This window comes from Marinospirillum sp., assembly GCF_035271045.1.
Lineage (GTDB): Bacteria > Pseudomonadota > Gammaproteobacteria > Pseudomonadales > Halomonadaceae > Marinospirillum.
This window is the reverse complement of sequence record NZ_DATESC010000015.1, coordinates 35,316-50,104: the sequence shown is the minus strand read 5'-3', so window position 1 is coordinate 50,104 and position 14,789 is coordinate 35,316. Positions and strand designations below refer to the sequence as shown.

The window sequence follows — 14,789 nt, the reverse complement described above, 5'->3', positions numbered from 1 at the left end:
TTCATTAGTTCATGGTTACACGGATTAATTCATCAACACTGGTTAGACCGGCTAATACTTTGTTACGTCCAGCCGCGCGTAAATCAAAAAAACCTTGCTGCTGTGCTTTAGTTTCTATCGCCCTTGGATCAGCGCCTTGCAGCATTAAATCAGCCAATTCAGGCGTGATTTTAACCACCTCATAAATACCTAAACGGCCTTGATAACCCGCTGTGCATTGGTCACAGCCCAGCGCCTTATAGCGGGTATTTTTGATTAATTGTTGTTCGCTAAACCCCAGTTTAAGTAACGCTGATTGCGGTGTGTCGCAGGTTATTTTGCATTTTCTACAAAGTTTTCTAGCAAGGCGTTGAGCAATAATTAATTGTAAAGACGTGGCTAGGTTATAAGCAGGAATACCCATATTAAATAGGCGATTAATGGTGGCCGCTGCAGAATTGGTATGCAGCGTTGATAGCACTAAATGGCCGGTTTGTGCTGCCTTAATCGCAATTTCAGCGGTTTCTAAGTCACGTATTTCACCCACCATTAGTACGTCGGGATCTTGGCGTAAAAAAGCCCGTAAAGCAGCAGCAAAATCTAGGCCTACTTTAGGGTTTACATTGACTTGGTTAATGCCTTCCATATTGATTTCAATGGGGTCTTCAACACTGGCTATATTGCGCTGCGGTGTATTTAAAATATTTAAGCCAGTGTACAAACTGACAGTTTTACCGCTCCCAGTTGGGCCAGTGACTAGAATTAAACCGTGTGGATTAGCAAGAGCTGCTTCATAAAGGCGCTGTTGTTCAGGTTCAAAGCCTAGTTGTTCTATGCCCAGTTTGGCGGCATTGCCATCTAAAATGCGTAATACGATTTTTTCGCCCCATAAGGTGGGCAAAGTATTGACACGAAAATCTAAGCTGCGCGTTATAGACAGTTTTAATTTAATACTGCCATCTTGTGGTAGGCGACGTTCAGCAATGTTAAGTCGCGCCATTACTTTAATGCGTGCGGCTAATTTGCTATGTAATGACAAGGGTGGGCGTGTGATTTCATGTAAAATGCCATCAATACGGCTACGAATGCGGTAGCTGTGTTCAAATGGCTCAAAGTGAATATCAGAAGCGCCTCGTTGCACCGCATCGAGCATTATTTTGTTAACAAACTTAATAATCGGTGCATCATCTTGCTTTCCGCCTATAGCAAAGTCCTCGTCATTATTAACGAAATCGCTATCCAATTGCTGCGCTTCTAGCTCAATACTTTCTAAATCATCCAACGTACTGGTATCAGCTTCTAACGAAGTTTCTAGCATTTTAAGCAATTTGTTTTTAGCAACGATGATGGGATGAATTATTAATCCGGTTTGAAATTGAATCTCATCCAGCGCTGCAAGGTTGGTTGGTGTTGCCAGTGCTAAGTTAAGAATGTTGTTTTTAAGCAATAAAGGCAGTGCTTGATGCTTGCGTAACACTTGTTCGTCAACTACTTTTTTTGGTAGGTAGCGCGTGTTAAAAGTGTCTAAATCTAAATAAGGCAAACCAAACTCTTCGGCTACTAAAAAAGCGAGTAAATCACCGTTGATCTGCTTGGTAGTACTTAAATAATGAATAAACAGTTGGTTTTTTTGCTGGGCTTCAGACTGGGCAACCAATGCTTGCTGTTCATTTAGTAAGCCTTCATTGACTAATCGCCTAGCCAAGGCATTTAAAGCCGTAGGATTAGGTAAATTAGAAATGTTAGGTAAATTAGGCATGGCAACAAATCCTTATGTTAAGAACTAAATGTTAAGCGTTAGCAGGTGGTGTATTTAGCTTAGATTAATCTTAGGGAGATGCAAAAATGAAAACGATACAACAAGGATTTACGTTAATTGAATTATTGGTAGTTATTGCCATTATTGGTATTTTGTCAGCAGTAGCCGTGCCTCAATATCAAAGCTACATTGATAAGGCGCAAGTTATGGCTGATTATGCTGCCGTACGAATTTTTCAAACGGTGATTGATGCCGAAATTTTTAGTGGCACGAGTGATGCTAATTTAGAAACAAGTTTAGGCGATACTTTTATTAATAGCGGTATTACTTTAGGTGGTACTGCACCTGCGTCGAGTTTAGCCAAAAACGCCATTACGCTTTCGCGTACTTCAGACGGTGTTTGGACGTGCGCTAATGCTAAAGATACGGGTGATGGCGAGGGTGTTGTTATTAAAGGCTGCGAAACGGTTAGTGGTGGTTAATTTAAAGTTTTACTGCCTTGTGCCGATACTTGATTTAAGCAGTTAAAGTTTTTAAAACTTTTTAAGGGGTTTATATTTATGTCGACTCAAAACATTTCTTTATCGAATGCTTCATCTAATCTTGCGCCTAAAACGTCTAATAATAAAAATTCAGCAATTGGCGATACTAAGCCTGCTGAAGTCGAAGCTAAGCCTACTGATGTTAAAACTAAGTTTACTGAAGAAGAGAAAGTTGAATTTACTAAGCAGGCTGAAGCCACTGCGTTAGCGAATAAGAAAAGCTTGTTAGATACTATGTTTGGTAAGAATACTAAAGCTGATAGTAATGCGATGCGTATTCTTGCTCAAGAAACAACCATTGCAATTGAAGACATCCTAAAAAAGGAATTGGGTGATGACAGTTTTAGCTTACAAAAACTGGTTGATAAAACGTCGGGCATTAAAGGCCAAGAAGATTACTGGTCATCTGAAAAAACATCGGATCGTATTATTACTGGTGCAACCAGTTATTTTGAAACATTTAAAGAAAAAAATGCCAGTTTAAGTAATGAAGAAGTGGTTGATAAGTATATGAATTTAATTACGCCAGCCTTAAAAAAAGGTATGGGTGAAGCCGTTGATATCCTAAAAGGTTTTAATGCTTTTGAAGGCGGTGTAAAAGAGACTGTTGAAACAACACAAAAACTTGTATTCGAAAAACTTGAAGCCTTCCGCGAAAAAATGCTGAACATTGATAAACCTCAAGCAGAAGATAAGCCTTTGTTTGAGGATACGAGTGCTAAGCCTGAAGTGGCTGGTGAATAATCACTTTAGTGAGTGCTAGATAAGTTGTTAATAAAAAGGTCGGATCACTTTAAGTGCCCGACCTTTTTTGTTAACTTTTTTTGATTAATACGTTTTAATTAAGCTTGCTTAGCTTTTAAGCGGCGCTCTTCCAAAATAGGGCGCAACTTGTCAGCCATTTCAAACATCGATTTTTCAGTAGTTTCCCAATCAATGCAAGCATCGGTAACTGATACGCCGTATTTTAACTGGCTTTTATCGGCTGGAATGGACTGATTACCAAAGCCAATATTAGATTCAACCATCAAGCCTAGGATGGATTGGTTGCCGTCTAAAATTTGGTGGGTCACATTTTCTAATACTAGTGTTTGCAGACTGGCATCTTTATTCGAGTTGGCATGGCTGCAATCAATCATAATGTTGTTGGCAAGACCGGCTTTAGCTAAATCTTTTTCGCACAACTTAACACTGACTGAATCATAGTTGGGCTTACCATTACCGCCGCGCAATACAGCGTGACCGTATTTATTACCCTTGGTGCGAATAATAGCGACTTGACCTTGGGTATTAATGCCTAAAAAGTTATGTGAGTGTGCCATAGATTTAAGGGCATTAATCGCTACTTCTAAGCCGCCGTCGGTACCATTTTTAAAGCCAACGGGGCAAGACAAACCACTGGACATTTCGCGATGCGTTTGTGATTCGGTGGTACGCGCACCTATGGCGCTCCAAGCAATACAATCTTGCATATACTGAGGTGAAATAGGGTCGAGTGCTTCAGTGGCCAAAGGCAGGCCAAGTTCAGATAAATCAACCAAAAGCTTACGACCAATATGCAAGCCTTCTTCAATTTGGAAGGTGTCATCCATGTGTGGATCATTAATCAAACCTTTCCAACCTACCGTAGTACGTGGCTTTTCAAAGTACACCCGCATCACTAAATACAGCGCATCACCCACCTTCTCAGACAGTGCTTTAAGGCGCTTAGCATAGTCTAGGGCTGCATCGACATCGTGAATCGAGCAAGGCCCAATTACCACAAATAAGCGAGGATCTTCACGGTCTAAAATATTTTGAATAACTTGGCGACCTTCATAAACCGTTTGTTCTGCACTGGCAGTTAAAGGTACTTTTTCTTTTAAACGGTCGGGTGTAATTAACACTTCTTGCGAAACAACGTTAAGGTTGTGTATTCGCTTATTGTCGGACATGGATAGCTTCCTATTTTCCTTAAAGTTTGCAAAATAATGACCCCATTGTATTTTATTGCACTGCCTATAAGCAATTTAAAGCCATTATAAACAGTTATCTGGCTTGGGTAATCCTGCATAACGTGCCATTGCTTTGGCAGGACTTTGTCCAAACAGCTGCATTAAATAAATACTGCTGGTTTTTTCAGCCGCTAAATGTTGGCGTAGGTAGTTAGTTAAAGGTCGCATAGCGGGTGATAATTGGTAGGTTTGGTAGAAATCACGTAATAATAAAATAATGTCTAAATGTTCAGACGTTAGCTGTATTGCATCTTGTGCTGCCAGCAGTTTAGCCACTGCGGGTGTCCAGTGGTTTAAATCGACTAAAAAGCCTTCAGGGTCTAACGCAGGCAGTGCTATTTCCTTTGCCATTTTACCAGCTACAAACACGGTCTGCCTCCAAGGTGGCAACAACCCATTGTGTATCGCTAATGACTTTAATGGTTGTTGGGCAAGCGGCTAATAACCCGCGTGCTTGTAAATCGCTACTCAGGGCTAAAACCTTAACGCTGCTAGGTAACTGCTGCAAAAAAGTAGTATTAACGGCCAATACTACCGCTGATTCAATTAATAGCAAACAGTCGGTAGCAGCTAATAACTTTAAGCAGTTAGCGAGTTTGTGGGGTGCGTTTAGTTGATGGAGCGTTGCCATAATTTTGCTATTTAATAAGTGTTAAAAAGTTAATAGGTTACGGCTAGTTGCTAGGTGTTGTTGTAGCTGTTCACTATTACAAATTTGAACGGGTAATAGTAATTCTGCTGCGGTTAAGTTGTAATCTAGTAGTGCCTGCTGTTCTACAAATACTTGGTCAATATCATACAGCGCCAAGGCTTTTAGCATCGCTTGCGTACCTTTTAAATTTAGAAGATCGGGCTGTTGCATGGTATGTAGCTGCAAAACCCCTGCGCCTAAAAAAACCAATCCAGTGCGCTGTTCAAACGTGCTGCTGACTAAGGCAAGGTCTAAAGCTTCTTTAGGAAAGCTAGCGGTTAAAGGCGGTTGGGTGAAAACTACTAATAAGTCGAAATTGGTTTCGTTAGCCGCAGTTTTTTTAGCGGTATTAAGCGAATCATTCATCAGCTAAATGTCACTGTTCTATCGGCGTTTGCCATGCCATCGACTAACTGACCTAAGCCGGTTAATACAAAGCCTTCAGCCAAGTTGTGATGGGCTAAGCCAAAACGTGCCGCTTCTTTAGCATCCACAATGCCCCGTTTTAATGCTGCTGCAACGCAAATGGTTAGCTCTAACTGATGTGCTGTTGCTAAAGTTTGCCATGCTTTGGTGAGGTTAATTTCATCTTGCGGTGGGCAGCTTAAAGCATTGGCTAGCATTACGCCTTCTTGATAAAAAAATACCCGCTGAATGGTATGCCCAGCTGCTAAAGCGGCTTTAGCAAAACGCAAAGCAGAAAGGGGCGCCGAACTGGCGTAAGGTGCCCCACAGATATTTAGAGTAAACGTCTTATCTGTCATTTTAGTCTGGTTTTAAACCACTAGTCATTACTGCCCATACCTAGCAACGACAGCAGGCTTAGGAACAAGTTATAGATAGAAACAAATAAGGTAACGGTTGCACGAATGTAGTTAGTTTCGCCGCCGTTTACTATCTGCCCTGTTTGGAACAAAATCATGGCTGATGAGAAAATTACAAAACCTGCACTAATGGCTAGGTGTAGGCCAGTTAAACCAAGAAACAAGTTAGCAATAACGCCAGCCATTAAGACTAAACCACCGACCATTAAGAACTTGCCCATAAAATCAAAATCTTTTTTGGTGATGAGTGCAAAAGCAGACAAGCCAAAAAACACAAAAGCGGTCATAGAAAGTGCGGAAACAACTACATCGCCCATGCCAGCGCCTAGGTACATAGCAAGAATAGGGCCTAGTGATAACCCCATAAAACCCGTAAAAGCAAATACGCTGAGTAAGCCCCAAGCAGAGTCGGCTAGTTTATTGGTTAAGAACATTAAGCCGTAAACGCCAACAATAAACACAATAATATTAAGGCGTAAACCAGAAACTAAAGAAAAATAAGCGGTTAGCGCACTAAAGGCTAAGGTCATGCCCAAGAGCATATAGGTGTTGCGTAGCACTTTTTGTGCTGCAACACTAATGGCATTGGAAGCTGAATGGCTAATCGGAGCGTCGTAACGCATAGTTTTTCTCCTGCAAGATTGTTTAAGTTAATTGCTTGTTGTATGACCAGCGCTTAGATTAAGCGTTCCGTCTTAGAATGGCAAAACCCTGTTTATAGCCAAGCCCACCATTGCCTTGTACGCCGCCCAACGCCTTTTCACTATTGTGCAGCGCTTGCGTCATTTCAATTAAGGCACGTAAAGCCGGTAAGTTCCACGGTGCGCGGTTAAGGTTCATACCACCTTTTAACGTTAAGCTGTGTTGTTGCAACCAAGCAGGCAGTGCTTGCCAGCTATTCACAAATTTACCGTGCAACAGTAAAGCTAAAGGCACCACAGGATAGCAGGTGTAAGCTTCTAAAAGCGCTTTGCCTTGATTAAATTTATCAGCAAAGTTTAAGCCGGCTTCTAAATTGGCATAATAAAGGGCTTTTTCTAAATGCCAATAAGTTGCCAATTCTTCTAGGTAATCAATGCCATCGCCTTGTGCATAGCCAATGCCTACGCCTGCCACTTCAATGGCTGGTTGATGTAAATCAAAACTGCTCAGTAAATCGTCACGGGTTAGCAGTAAACCGCCGCTGTAATCGGCATAAGGGTTGGCGCAATCAACACCACGAAATAGTTCGGTTTGATCGGCTAACCAAGCAGGGTTGACCGCTTGGTCAGGTGCGCTGCATTGGTAGTTTTCAAACACGGCATCCCTTAGTTCACGAAACTGATCGAAAGTCATGCCTTGTTCATGGCAAAATTGCTTGGCTAGGTCGGTATAGGCTTGAGTAATAGGGTAGTCTTTGCCATAAATTTCCATTAGTGGCAGGCGCTCTTTTTTAGCGTAGCCCGTTTTAACTGCATCAGTGCCTTCAATTAAAACAGCTTCAAAAGCACCTTCACGCAATTGCGTTTGTGCATAAGCTAGGGCTTCTAAAGGGCCGCAACCCGAACGAAAATGATTTTTGGCAACCGGCGTACCCCAGCCAGTACTTAAAGGATCAATCACTAGGCGCTCTAGTTTAAGACCCGCTTCAGTGACTTGTTCACGTGCTAAATTGAGTGCTTCTAGGCTACCCACGCCATCCTGAATACCGCCTGAAGCAATGATAAAGGCTTGGTGCATAGTGCCGTCTCCTAGTTATTGTATTGTTGGCGTTGATTGTAGATAAGCTAAAGGCAAGTTACTAGCTAGCGGTTTGCTCTTCTAGCCAATTCAAGTTTTTTAAAGCTTGTTCGCGGTTTTTGCCACAAACGTCCAAGTCAAAACCAAAGTCGCTGCACACTTTTGGGCGCTTGGTTGTAGCAAATAACTTACACAAAAGCTGTGCATTTAAATGCACGCAAGCAACACCCGCCGGTTTGCCTTTTGGCATGGCAGCCGTTGTTGAGCTTATAGACGGTGCAATGCAGCAGGCAGCGCAACCGGAGCGGCAAGCGTGGCTGCTGCTATCGCTGGTATTTAAGTAAGCATCTAAGTTTTTCAAAGGGATCATGTGTTTATTTACTTTCAGCCTGTGTTAAAATTCTAACATTAATCCTAGTTTAATGGTCAGGTATAGCCTTCTTATGAAATCTCCAGAACTTCTATCCCCTGCGGGAACTTTTCGCAATATGCAGTACGCCATCGCTTACGGTGCTGATGCAGTTTATGCCGGTCAACCCCGCTACAGTTTGCGTGTGCGTAATAACGACTTCAATTTAGAGGGCTTAGGCAAAGGCATAGAATACGCCCACCAACGCAATAAGCTATTTTTTGTTGCCAGTAATATCGCGCCGCATAATAGCAAAATACGCAGCTACATGAAGGATATGCAACCTGTTATTGAAATGAAGCCAGATGCTTTAATTATGTCTGATCCTGGCTTAATTATGATGGTGCGTGAAAAATGGCCCGATCAAGTGATTCACTTGTCGGTTCAAGCCAACGTCGTTAACTATGCAGCGGTACGTTTTTGGGAAAAGCTAGGCGTGCAGCGCATCATTTTATCGCGTGAATTATCGCTCGATGAAATTGCTGAAATTCGTCAAGAATGCCCCACCATAGAATTAGAAACCTTTGTACACGGTGCTTTGTGTATTGCTTATTCTGGTCGTTGTTTATTGTCGGGTTATTTTAATCACCGCGACCCCAACCAAGGTTCTTGCACCAATGCTTGCCGTTGGAATTACAAAACCCACGAAACAACCACCGATGATTCGGGTGATTTAATTCCCTTAGCGCAAGCAAGCCCTGAAGGTATTTGGACGCCCGGGCAAAAAGCTGAAAGTAGTAAAACTGCTGGTGGAACTGAAGGCCAAGAAGTGCTTTCTGCTTTAATAGAAGAAGCTAAACGCCCTGGCGAGTTTATGCCTATTTTTGAAGATGAGCATGGCACTTATATAATGAACTCGCGTGATTTACGTGCGGTGCAACACGTCAACCGCTTAGCAGAGATGGGCATTGATTCTTTAAAAATTGAAGGCCGCACCAAAAGCCATTATTACGTTGCCCGTACCGCCCAAGTTTACCGTCGTGCCATAGACGATGCCGTAGCAGGCAAGCCCTTTGATATGGATTTAATGGACGCGCTAGAAAACCTAGCTAACCGTGGTTATACCGAAGGCTTTTACCGCCGCCACGTGCACGATGAATACCAAAACTACGAAACGGGTAATTCGGTGGGTGTACACCAGCAGTTTGTGGGCGAAGTGTTAGAAGCCAAAGACAACGGTTGGATAGACATTGAAGTTAAAAACAAGTTTGAAGTGGGCGATACGTTGGAGTTGATGACTCCTGCTGGCAACCGTCGTTTTAAACTGGATGCGTTAGAAAATAGCAAAAACGGTAAAGCCATGAGTGTTGCTCCAGGCACTGGCCACTTTGTGCGCTGCCAGCTACCGGGTGAAATGCTCGATGGTGATAATCTAAAATACGCCATGATAATGCGCGATCTGCATGATTAAGAGGTTTTAAGGTAAAGAGAATGCTCTACGATGCCCACTGCCACTTAGATTTTCCGGTCTTCGATACTGACCGAGAAGAAGTGTTGCAGCGGGCAACGTTGGCTGGTGTAACTATTGTTATTTTAGCGGCAACTACCGCAGCCACTTGGCCAAGATTATTAAACCTTGTAGAAAGCGCTAGCTTATCCAGCCCTCAGCTTTACGCCTGCTTAGGTTTGCATCCGCTTTTTATCGACCAGCATCAGCCAGAAGATTTAATTCAGCTTAAAGAACTACTACTCACTTCACCTAAAATTATTGCCCTAGGTGAAATCGGTATTGATTTACACAGCCCAGAATTAAAAGCTCAAGAAGCTAAACAATGGCAGTTTTTTGATGCTCAGCTAACACTGGCTAAAGAATTAGACTTGCCGGCAGTGATTCATGTTCGCCAAGCAATGGATCAGGTTATTCAACGCTTGAGACGCTTTCAATTGCCGCAAGGTGGTTTATTACACGCTTTTTCTGGCAGTCAGCAACAAGCCGAACAATTGGTTGCGTTAGGTTTTAAGTTAGGTTTAGGGGGCGGGATTACCTATCCAAGAGCCAATAAACTACGCCAAATTGCACAGAAGCTGCCTTTAACTGCTTTTTTATTAGAAACCGACAGCCCTGATATGCCTTTAAATGGCTTGCAAGGCCAGCGTAATGAGCCTGCAAAAGTGGCTTTGGTTGTAGAAACACTGGCCGAATTGCGCCAAAGTTCAGTAACGGCTGTATTGCCAGTGCTTCATGCTAATCTTTTGAGTGTTTTTCTTAGGCTAAAGTAATCTAAGTTGTTGAGTTATCTCACTAGACTAAGGGATGTTATTCATTCTCAAATAGGTACAAAATTGAATAAATGGATTTAATAAAGAGTAATACGATGACTAGAGAAAAAATCAGTGTGGCTTTAGTGGACGATGACCCTGCTGTTCGCCAACGTTTTAAAGCGTCTATAGAAAAACACCCTGACCTGTTTTGGTTGGGAGAAGCAGGCTGTGTGCGTAGCGGTAAAGCCTTAGCTTTAAGTAGCAGTCCGCGGGTATTGCTGGTTGATTTAGGTTTGCCCGATGGTTCAGGTATGGAGATTATTAAGGAGGTAAATCAAAAACAACCAACGACTGAAATTATGGTGGTTAGTATGTTTGGTGATGAAGGTCATGTAGTGCAAGCCATTGAAGCGGGTGCAAGCGGCTATATTTTAAAAGATACCGATGATTTAAGTTTGGCTGAACACATTATTCAGTTGTGTGATGGTGGTAGCCCCATGAGCCCCATGATTGCGCGACACCTTTTAAAACGGATGCAGGCCACAGAAGCTTATTCTAAAAAGAACTTAGGCAATAATTTAGATGACTCTAGTGAAGCGGCTTCTTTAACGCGCCGTGAAATGCAATTATTAAAATTATTAGCGCGGGGTTATACCTACCGTGAAGTGGCAGAAGACTTAAACGTATCCAGTCATACTGTGAACTCGCACATTAAAAACCTTTACCGTAAACTGTCGGTTAAAACCAAAAATGAAGCGGTATTTGCAGCGACTCGGCAAGGTTTATTAGATATGCGAGCATTAGATTAGTAATGAATAAACCTTCTTTTTTACAAAATGGTATTCTGCTATGGCGAAATTTAACCAGTTGTGGCGGTGCATTTCGTCCAGAAGGTCGTGATTACCGTAGAGCTTTTTTAATTAATGTCATGCTCTTAGCAGCGATGGGCGTTTTTGGTCTTTTTACGCTACTGAATTTACTAGTATTCAATGACTTTGAAGTAGCAATGGTTGATTTGCTAGCATTTATTTGTTCTTCAACTGCCTTGATTTACTTTCGTACGAGTCGTGATGTAGAAAGAAGTAGTTTTATAACCACATTTATTGTTGGATTAGCTTTACTAGTTTTTTTATATTTAACCAAACATTATGAATACAGTCTTTTTTGGCTAGCAACCTTTCCACCCTTTGCTTATTTTCTTAACGGCACTAAGCGCGGCACACTTGCTGTAGCAATGTTGTTTTTACCTGTTTTTGTAATGCTTGTTGTTAATTTGGGTGTGTGGCAGCCAGCGCCCTACGAGTTAGTTTCTATTTATAACATTTCTATTGCTTTTATCGCCCTAGCAATTTTAGTGTATTTTTATGAAAAAAGCCGTCACCAAGCCCATGTTCAGCTACAGTTTATTAAAGCTCGTGAAGCAACAGAAAAAGAGCGTAACCGTTTATTAAGAGAAATGCATGATGGTTTAGGCGCTCAGTTAACCACGGCGCTTTATGCTACCCGTAACGAACAAGCCAGCATTGATGAGGTGGCTAATTATCTACAGTTAGCCCTTGAAGATTTACGCATTATGATGGACTCTATGCAAGCCTTTGATGGGGATGTGGCAACGTTATTAGGTCAACTGCGTTACCGTTTAGAACGCCGTATTCAGCAAGCGGGCTTAGAATTAACTTGGAAAGTTGATGATTTGCCTAATTTTCCAGCTATGACACCGCAAGATGCGTTAAACTTGCAGCGAATCGTACAGGAAACACTGGTGAACACCATTAAGCACGCTAAGGCAAGCAAGATTAGTTTGGTCGCTAAAATGAAAGCACCTAACTGTTTAAAAATCCAAGTGACTGATAACGGTTGTGGTTTTGATGATCAGCAGGATGGTTTTACGGGGCGTGGTTTAAGTAATTTACATTATAGAGCCGTCGAATTAAACGCCGGTTTAACCATTAATACCCAGCCAAGTAAAGGTTGTTGCGTGGCATTATTAATTCCTGTTGCTAAAACCAGTAATAGCTAGTTTGCTGACAAGATCAATAATTATTAAGAGTTAAGCCATGAGCGCCAATGATATAGATAGCTATACACCGACTTTTACTTCTTCAGGCTCTGCGCTGCGTACACTCCGCACAGGTAAAAGAAACCCTAATTGGAAGGCCGCCGCTGAATTTTTAATGGAGCGTGCTGCACCCGACGTAAAGCTTTTGGTTGAAGCAGCAACCCAAATTGAGATGGAAAAAGAGGGATTGTTGCGTACGGATAAAAAAGAAATTGGTGCGTCTAAAAAAAGCTTTAGTATTAACTTAAACCTTGGTTGGGTGCAGTGGTTGATCGTTGCAGCAGGTGGTGCAAGTTTTGTTATATTAATAATATGGATAATTGAAAATTTAACGTTAAGAGTTTGTTAAGCAATGATTAAAAAAAGATTATTATGAGTCCTTTTTTATCACGTATTTTAGCCACTTTTGGTGGTCTTTTATTAGTTGCTTTATTAGTTGTCGTCTCGTCTGGTTCGTTACCCGTTGTTAGTGGTATTTATCAGCGTTTAGAATTGCTTATTTATGATCAGCGAATGCGTCTGCACCTTCCCGATGAAGCTAAGGCAGCGGTCCCTATTGTTATTATTGATATCGACGAAGCTTCTTTACAGCATGAAGGACGCTGGCCTTGGTCTAGGGCAAAAATTGCTGATCTGGTAGGAAGGCTAAATGAATCAGGTGCAGCCGTAATAGGCTTTGATATTCTGTTTGGTGAGGCAGAACGTAACCCAGCAGAAGAGGTATTGGCAGGGCTAAATCAGCAATCTGGGCTGTATCAACAACTAAGCCAATTACAAATAAATTATGACCGCGACCAGATTTTTGCAAACCAGCTAGCAGAATCAGAAGTAGTGCTAGGGTACCTATTTCATTATCAGTATGACTTAACCAGTGGTCTGCTACCTGAGCCTTTGCAACTAAATAACCAACCTGAAAACCTAGTCAGCCAATTAGTTATACCTAAAATGACAGGCTATGCTGCCCCCCTAGCTGAATTAACAAAAACTGCCAGAGGGGGTGGTTTTTTTAGCCTAGCACCCGATGCTGACGGCGTGGTAAGACGTGCGCCTATGCTGGCGCGTTATGATAATCAGCTTTATGCATCGCTTTCTTTAGAAATGCTACGCCAGTTTATGTTTTTAGAAGCTATTCAACTAAAAACCTCTACCATAGCCGGTAAGCAACACCTAGAGAAAATTTACCTAGACCAACACTTAGCCCTACCGACCGATAGCAGTGGTCAGCTATTAATACCTTTTCGAGGCCCCGCAGAAACCTTTCCTTATATTCCAGCTTGGCAACTTTTAGCAGGTGAAGCTGATACCGAGCTTTTACAAGGTGCGCTAGTGCTCGTTGGCACCAGTGCCCCCGGTTTATTTGATTTACGTGCTACACCCGTTGCTTCGGTTTATCCGGGTGTTGAAGTACACGCTAACCTTTTAGCTGCCATGCTAGATAAGCAATTTTTACAACAACCTTCTTGGGCGCCAGGCGCTAATTTAGTCATTGCGTTGTTAGCAGGTTTAACACTTGCTTTATCCTTGCCTTGGCTTGCACCCCTACTACAAGTACTTATTAGCTTTGGTGTAAGTGTTGCAATTATTAGTATAACAAGCTGGCTTTGGGTTGCAGAGGGTATAGTTTTAGCCCTAGCAGGGCCATTACTGTTAGTTTTTTTACTGACCGTTTTTAACTTTGTTTGGGGCTTCTTTTACGAGTCAATGACTCGCCATCGATTAGCCGATATGTTTGGTCAGTATGTTCCACCGCAATTGGTAGAAGAAATGAGTCGGCACCCGGGTAACTTTAGTTTTGCTGGAGAATCGCGTGAACTGAGCGTGCTTTTTTCCGATATTCGAGGCTTTACAACGCTATCGGAATCTTTAGCGGCGGATGAATTGAAAGTATTATTAAATCGTTATTTTACACCAATAACAGGTGTTATTTTTGATCATCGTGGCACCATTGATAAATACATAGGTGACTTGGTTATGGCTTTTTGGGGTGCGCCCGTTAATGATCCAGACCATGCCTTGCATTCCATTCAAGCGGCTATGCAAATGTTAAAGGCAACAGATGAAATTAGTGACACTTTTGTTTCCGAAGGTTTGCCAGCTATTAGTGTAGGTATTGGTATTAACTCAGGTTTAATGAATGTAGGTGACATGGGATCGAAATATCGACGTGCCTACACAGTGTTAGGTGATGCAGTAAACTTGGCTTCACGCTTAGAAAGCTCAACTAAATATTATGGTGTTAGTTTATTGGTTGGTGAGCGTACACGTGAATTGGCGTTAGACTATTTTTTATGGCGTGAACTCGATCTAGTTAAAGTTAAAGGTAAAGATTATCCTGTAAAGGTTTATCAGCCTCTTTGTCTAAAAGATGAAGCAACGTCTGAACTTAATGAAGAGTTACAGGCATTAGATAAAGCACTCCTAGCCTTTCGCACACAAGATTTTGTTCAATCCAAAAAAATATTTTCTCAGCTCCAAGAAGACAACCCAAACATTTACCAGTACACCCTTTATTTAGAACGTATTCAAATATTAGAAAAAGAACCGCCAGCTAAAGATTGGGATGGTAGTTGGACTAGAGCCGATAAATAAAATCTAGAGTTTATATCTATTG

Annotated in this window: 17 protein-coding genes; 8 read left to right on the top strand and 9 right to left on the bottom strand. The window is 41.9% G+C overall.

Annotated features, from left to right (window positions below; translation table 11 throughout):
• Positions 1-4: 4 nt before the first annotated feature.
• Positions 5-1,738 (bottom strand): type IV-A pilus assembly ATPase PilB, encoded by a 1,734-nt coding sequence (pilB, locus tag VJY63_RS05780; RefSeq protein ID WP_324048934.1) that lies wholly within the window; start codon positions 1,736-1,738, stop codon positions 5-7.
• An 86-nt stretch (positions 1,739-1,824) separates the two neighbouring features.
• Here pilB and VJY63_RS05775 point away from each other — a divergent pair, with 86 nt between their 5' ends.
• Together VJY63_RS05775 and VJY63_RS05770 are read left to right on the top strand one after the other, a co-directional pair.
• A complete protein-coding gene (locus VJY63_RS05775) occupies positions 1,825-2,220 on the top strand; it encodes a prepilin-type N-terminal cleavage/methylation domain-containing protein (RefSeq protein WP_324048932.1) in 396 nt (131 codons plus the stop codon).
• A gap of 78 nt (positions 2,221-2,298) precedes the next feature.
• Positions 2,299-3,024, top strand: coding sequence for a DUF5610 domain-containing protein (locus tag VJY63_RS05770; protein ID WP_324048930.1), 726 nt, complete (start codon positions 2,299-2,301; stop codon positions 3,022-3,024).
• Positions 3,025-3,122: 98 nt separating this feature from the next.
• Here the strand turns inward: VJY63_RS05770 and VJY63_RS05765 are convergent, their stop codons facing one another.
• The 8 genes from VJY63_RS05765 to VJY63_RS05730 form a co-directional block, all read right to left on the bottom strand.
• A complete protein-coding gene (locus tag VJY63_RS05765) occupies positions 3,123-4,214 on the bottom strand; it encodes a 3-deoxy-7-phosphoheptulonate synthase (RefSeq protein WP_324048928.1) in 1,092 nt (363 codons plus the stop codon).
• An 84-nt stretch (positions 4,215-4,298) separates the two neighbouring features.
• On the bottom strand, positions 4,299-4,625 hold the full coding sequence (locus VJY63_RS05760) for a TusE/DsrC/DsvC family sulfur relay protein (RefSeq protein WP_324048926.1): 327 nt from the start codon (positions 4,623-4,625) through the stop codon (positions 4,299-4,301).
• Between the two features lies 1 nt (position 4,626).
• A complete protein-coding gene (tusB, locus tag VJY63_RS05755) occupies positions 4,627-4,905 on the bottom strand; it encodes a sulfurtransferase complex subunit TusB (protein ID WP_324048924.1) in 279 nt (92 codons plus the stop codon).
• A gap of 21 nt (positions 4,906-4,926) precedes the next feature.
• Complete coding sequence (gene tusC / locus VJY63_RS05750) at positions 4,927-5,331, bottom strand: sulfurtransferase complex subunit TusC (protein WP_324048922.1); 405 nt, start codon at positions 5,329-5,331, stop codon at positions 4,927-4,929.
• Positions 5,331-5,729: a sulfurtransferase complex subunit TusD gene (gene tusD, locus VJY63_RS05745; protein ID WP_324048920.1), complete on the bottom strand. Its 399-nt coding sequence runs from the start codon at positions 5,727-5,729 to the stop codon at positions 5,331-5,333. Before tusD ends, tusC begins: the two co-directional genes overlap by 1 nt.
• Positions 5,730-5,749: 20 nt before the next feature.
• Positions 5,750-6,412 carry a Bax inhibitor-1/YccA family protein gene (locus VJY63_RS05740; RefSeq protein ID WP_324048919.1) on the bottom strand — a complete coding sequence of 221 codons (663 nt, stop codon included), beginning with the start codon at positions 6,410-6,412 and terminating at the stop codon, positions 5,750-5,752.
• 58 nt (positions 6,413-6,470) lie between these two features.
• Positions 6,471-7,508: a hypothetical protein gene (locus VJY63_RS05735; protein ID WP_324048917.1), complete on the bottom strand. Its 1,038-nt coding sequence runs from the start codon at positions 7,506-7,508 to the stop codon at positions 6,471-6,473.
• A gap of 61 nt (positions 7,509-7,569) precedes the next feature.
• On the bottom strand, positions 7,570-7,878 hold the full coding sequence (locus VJY63_RS05730; protein ID WP_324048915.1) for a YkgJ family cysteine cluster protein: 309 nt from the start codon (positions 7,876-7,878) through the stop codon (positions 7,570-7,572).
• A 73-nt stretch (positions 7,879-7,951) separates the two neighbouring features.
• Between VJY63_RS05730 and yegQ the strand changes: the two genes are divergently transcribed.
• From yegQ to VJY63_RS05700, 6 genes are all read left to right on the top strand, one after another.
• Positions 7,952-9,328 carry a tRNA 5-hydroxyuridine modification protein YegQ gene (gene yegQ, locus VJY63_RS05725; protein ID WP_324048913.1) on the top strand — a complete coding sequence of 459 codons (1,377 nt, stop codon included), beginning with the start codon at positions 7,952-7,954 and terminating at the stop codon, positions 9,326-9,328.
• Positions 9,329-9,348: 20 nt separating this feature from the next.
• The gene (locus VJY63_RS05720; RefSeq protein ID WP_324048911.1) at positions 9,349-10,137 is read left to right on the top strand and encodes a TatD family hydrolase; all 789 of its coding nucleotides are present in this window, start codon (positions 9,349-9,351) and stop codon (positions 10,135-10,137) included.
• A gap of 95 nt (positions 10,138-10,232) precedes the next feature.
• Complete coding sequence (locus VJY63_RS05715) at positions 10,233-10,928, top strand: response regulator transcription factor (protein ID WP_324048909.1); 696 nt, start codon at positions 10,233-10,235, stop codon at positions 10,926-10,928.
• Between the two features lie 2 nt (positions 10,929-10,930).
• Positions 10,931-12,139, top strand: coding sequence for a sensor histidine kinase (locus VJY63_RS05710; RefSeq protein WP_324048907.1), 1,209 nt, complete (start codon positions 10,931-10,933; stop codon positions 12,137-12,139).
• Between the two features lie 37 nt (positions 12,140-12,176).
• Positions 12,177-12,527, top strand: a complete 351-nt coding sequence (locus VJY63_RS05705; protein ID WP_324048906.1) for a hypothetical protein — start codon at positions 12,177-12,179, stop codon at positions 12,525-12,527.
• A 23-nt stretch (positions 12,528-12,550) separates the two neighbouring features.
• Entirely contained in the window at positions 12,551-14,767 is a 2,217-nt protein-coding gene (locus VJY63_RS05700) for an adenylate/guanylate cyclase domain-containing protein (protein ID WP_324048904.1), read from the top strand.
• Positions 14,768-14,789: the final 22 nt, after the last annotated feature.

Bases quoted from the DNA above. Each gene is read 5' to 3' on its own strand.
- VJY63_RS05740 (WP_324048919.1), bottom strand. From the start codon at position 6,412: ATGCGTTACGACGCTCCGATTAGCCATTCAGCTTCCAATGCCATTAGT.
- VJY63_RS05710 (WP_324048907.1), top strand. From the start codon at position 10,931: ATGAATAAACCTTCTTTTTTACAAAATGGTATTCTGCTATGGCGAAAT.
- VJY63_RS05770 (WP_324048930.1), top strand. From the start codon at position 2,299: ATGTCGACTCAAAACATTTCTTTATCGAATGCTTCATCTAATCTTGCG.
- tusC (WP_324048922.1), bottom strand. From the start codon at position 5,331: ATGAATGATTCGCTTAATACCGCTAAAAAAACTGCGGCTAACGAAACC.
- VJY63_RS05760 (WP_324048926.1), bottom strand. From the start codon at position 4,625: ATGGCAAAGGAAATAGCACTGCCTGCGTTAGACCCTGAAGGCTTTTTA.
- VJY63_RS05735 (WP_324048917.1), bottom strand. From the start codon at position 7,508: ATGCACCAAGCCTTTATCATTGCTTCAGGCGGTATTCAGGATGGCGTG.
- VJY63_RS05715 (WP_324048909.1), top strand. From the start codon at position 10,233: ATGACTAGAGAAAAAATCAGTGTGGCTTTAGTGGACGATGACCCTGCT.
- VJY63_RS05730 (WP_324048915.1), bottom strand. From the start codon at position 7,878: ATGATCCCTTTGAAAAACTTAGATGCTTACTTAAATACCAGCGATAGC.
- tusD (WP_324048920.1), bottom strand. From the start codon at position 5,729: ATGACAGATAAGACGTTTACTCTAAATATCTGTGGGGCACCTTACGCC.
- VJY63_RS05720 (WP_324048911.1), top strand. From the start codon at position 9,349: ATGCTCTACGATGCCCACTGCCACTTAGATTTTCCGGTCTTCGATACT.
- tusB (WP_324048924.1), bottom strand. From the start codon at position 4,905: ATGGCAACGCTCCATCAACTAAACGCACCCCACAAACTCGCTAACTGC.
- VJY63_RS05765 (WP_324048928.1), bottom strand. From the start codon at position 4,214: ATGTCCGACAATAAGCGAATACACAACCTTAACGTTGTTTCGCAAGAA.
- VJY63_RS05700 (WP_324048904.1), top strand. From the start codon at position 12,551: ATGAGTCCTTTTTTATCACGTATTTTAGCCACTTTTGGTGGTCTTTTA.
- VJY63_RS05705 (WP_324048906.1), top strand. From the start codon at position 12,177: ATGAGCGCCAATGATATAGATAGCTATACACCGACTTTTACTTCTTCA.
- pilB (WP_324048934.1), bottom strand. From the start codon at position 1,738: ATGCCTAATTTACCTAACATTTCTAATTTACCTAATCCTACGGCTTTA.
- yegQ (WP_324048913.1), top strand. From the start codon at position 7,952: ATGAAATCTCCAGAACTTCTATCCCCTGCGGGAACTTTTCGCAATATG.
- VJY63_RS05775 (WP_324048932.1), top strand. From the start codon at position 1,825: ATGAAAACGATACAACAAGGATTTACGTTAATTGAATTATTGGTAGTT.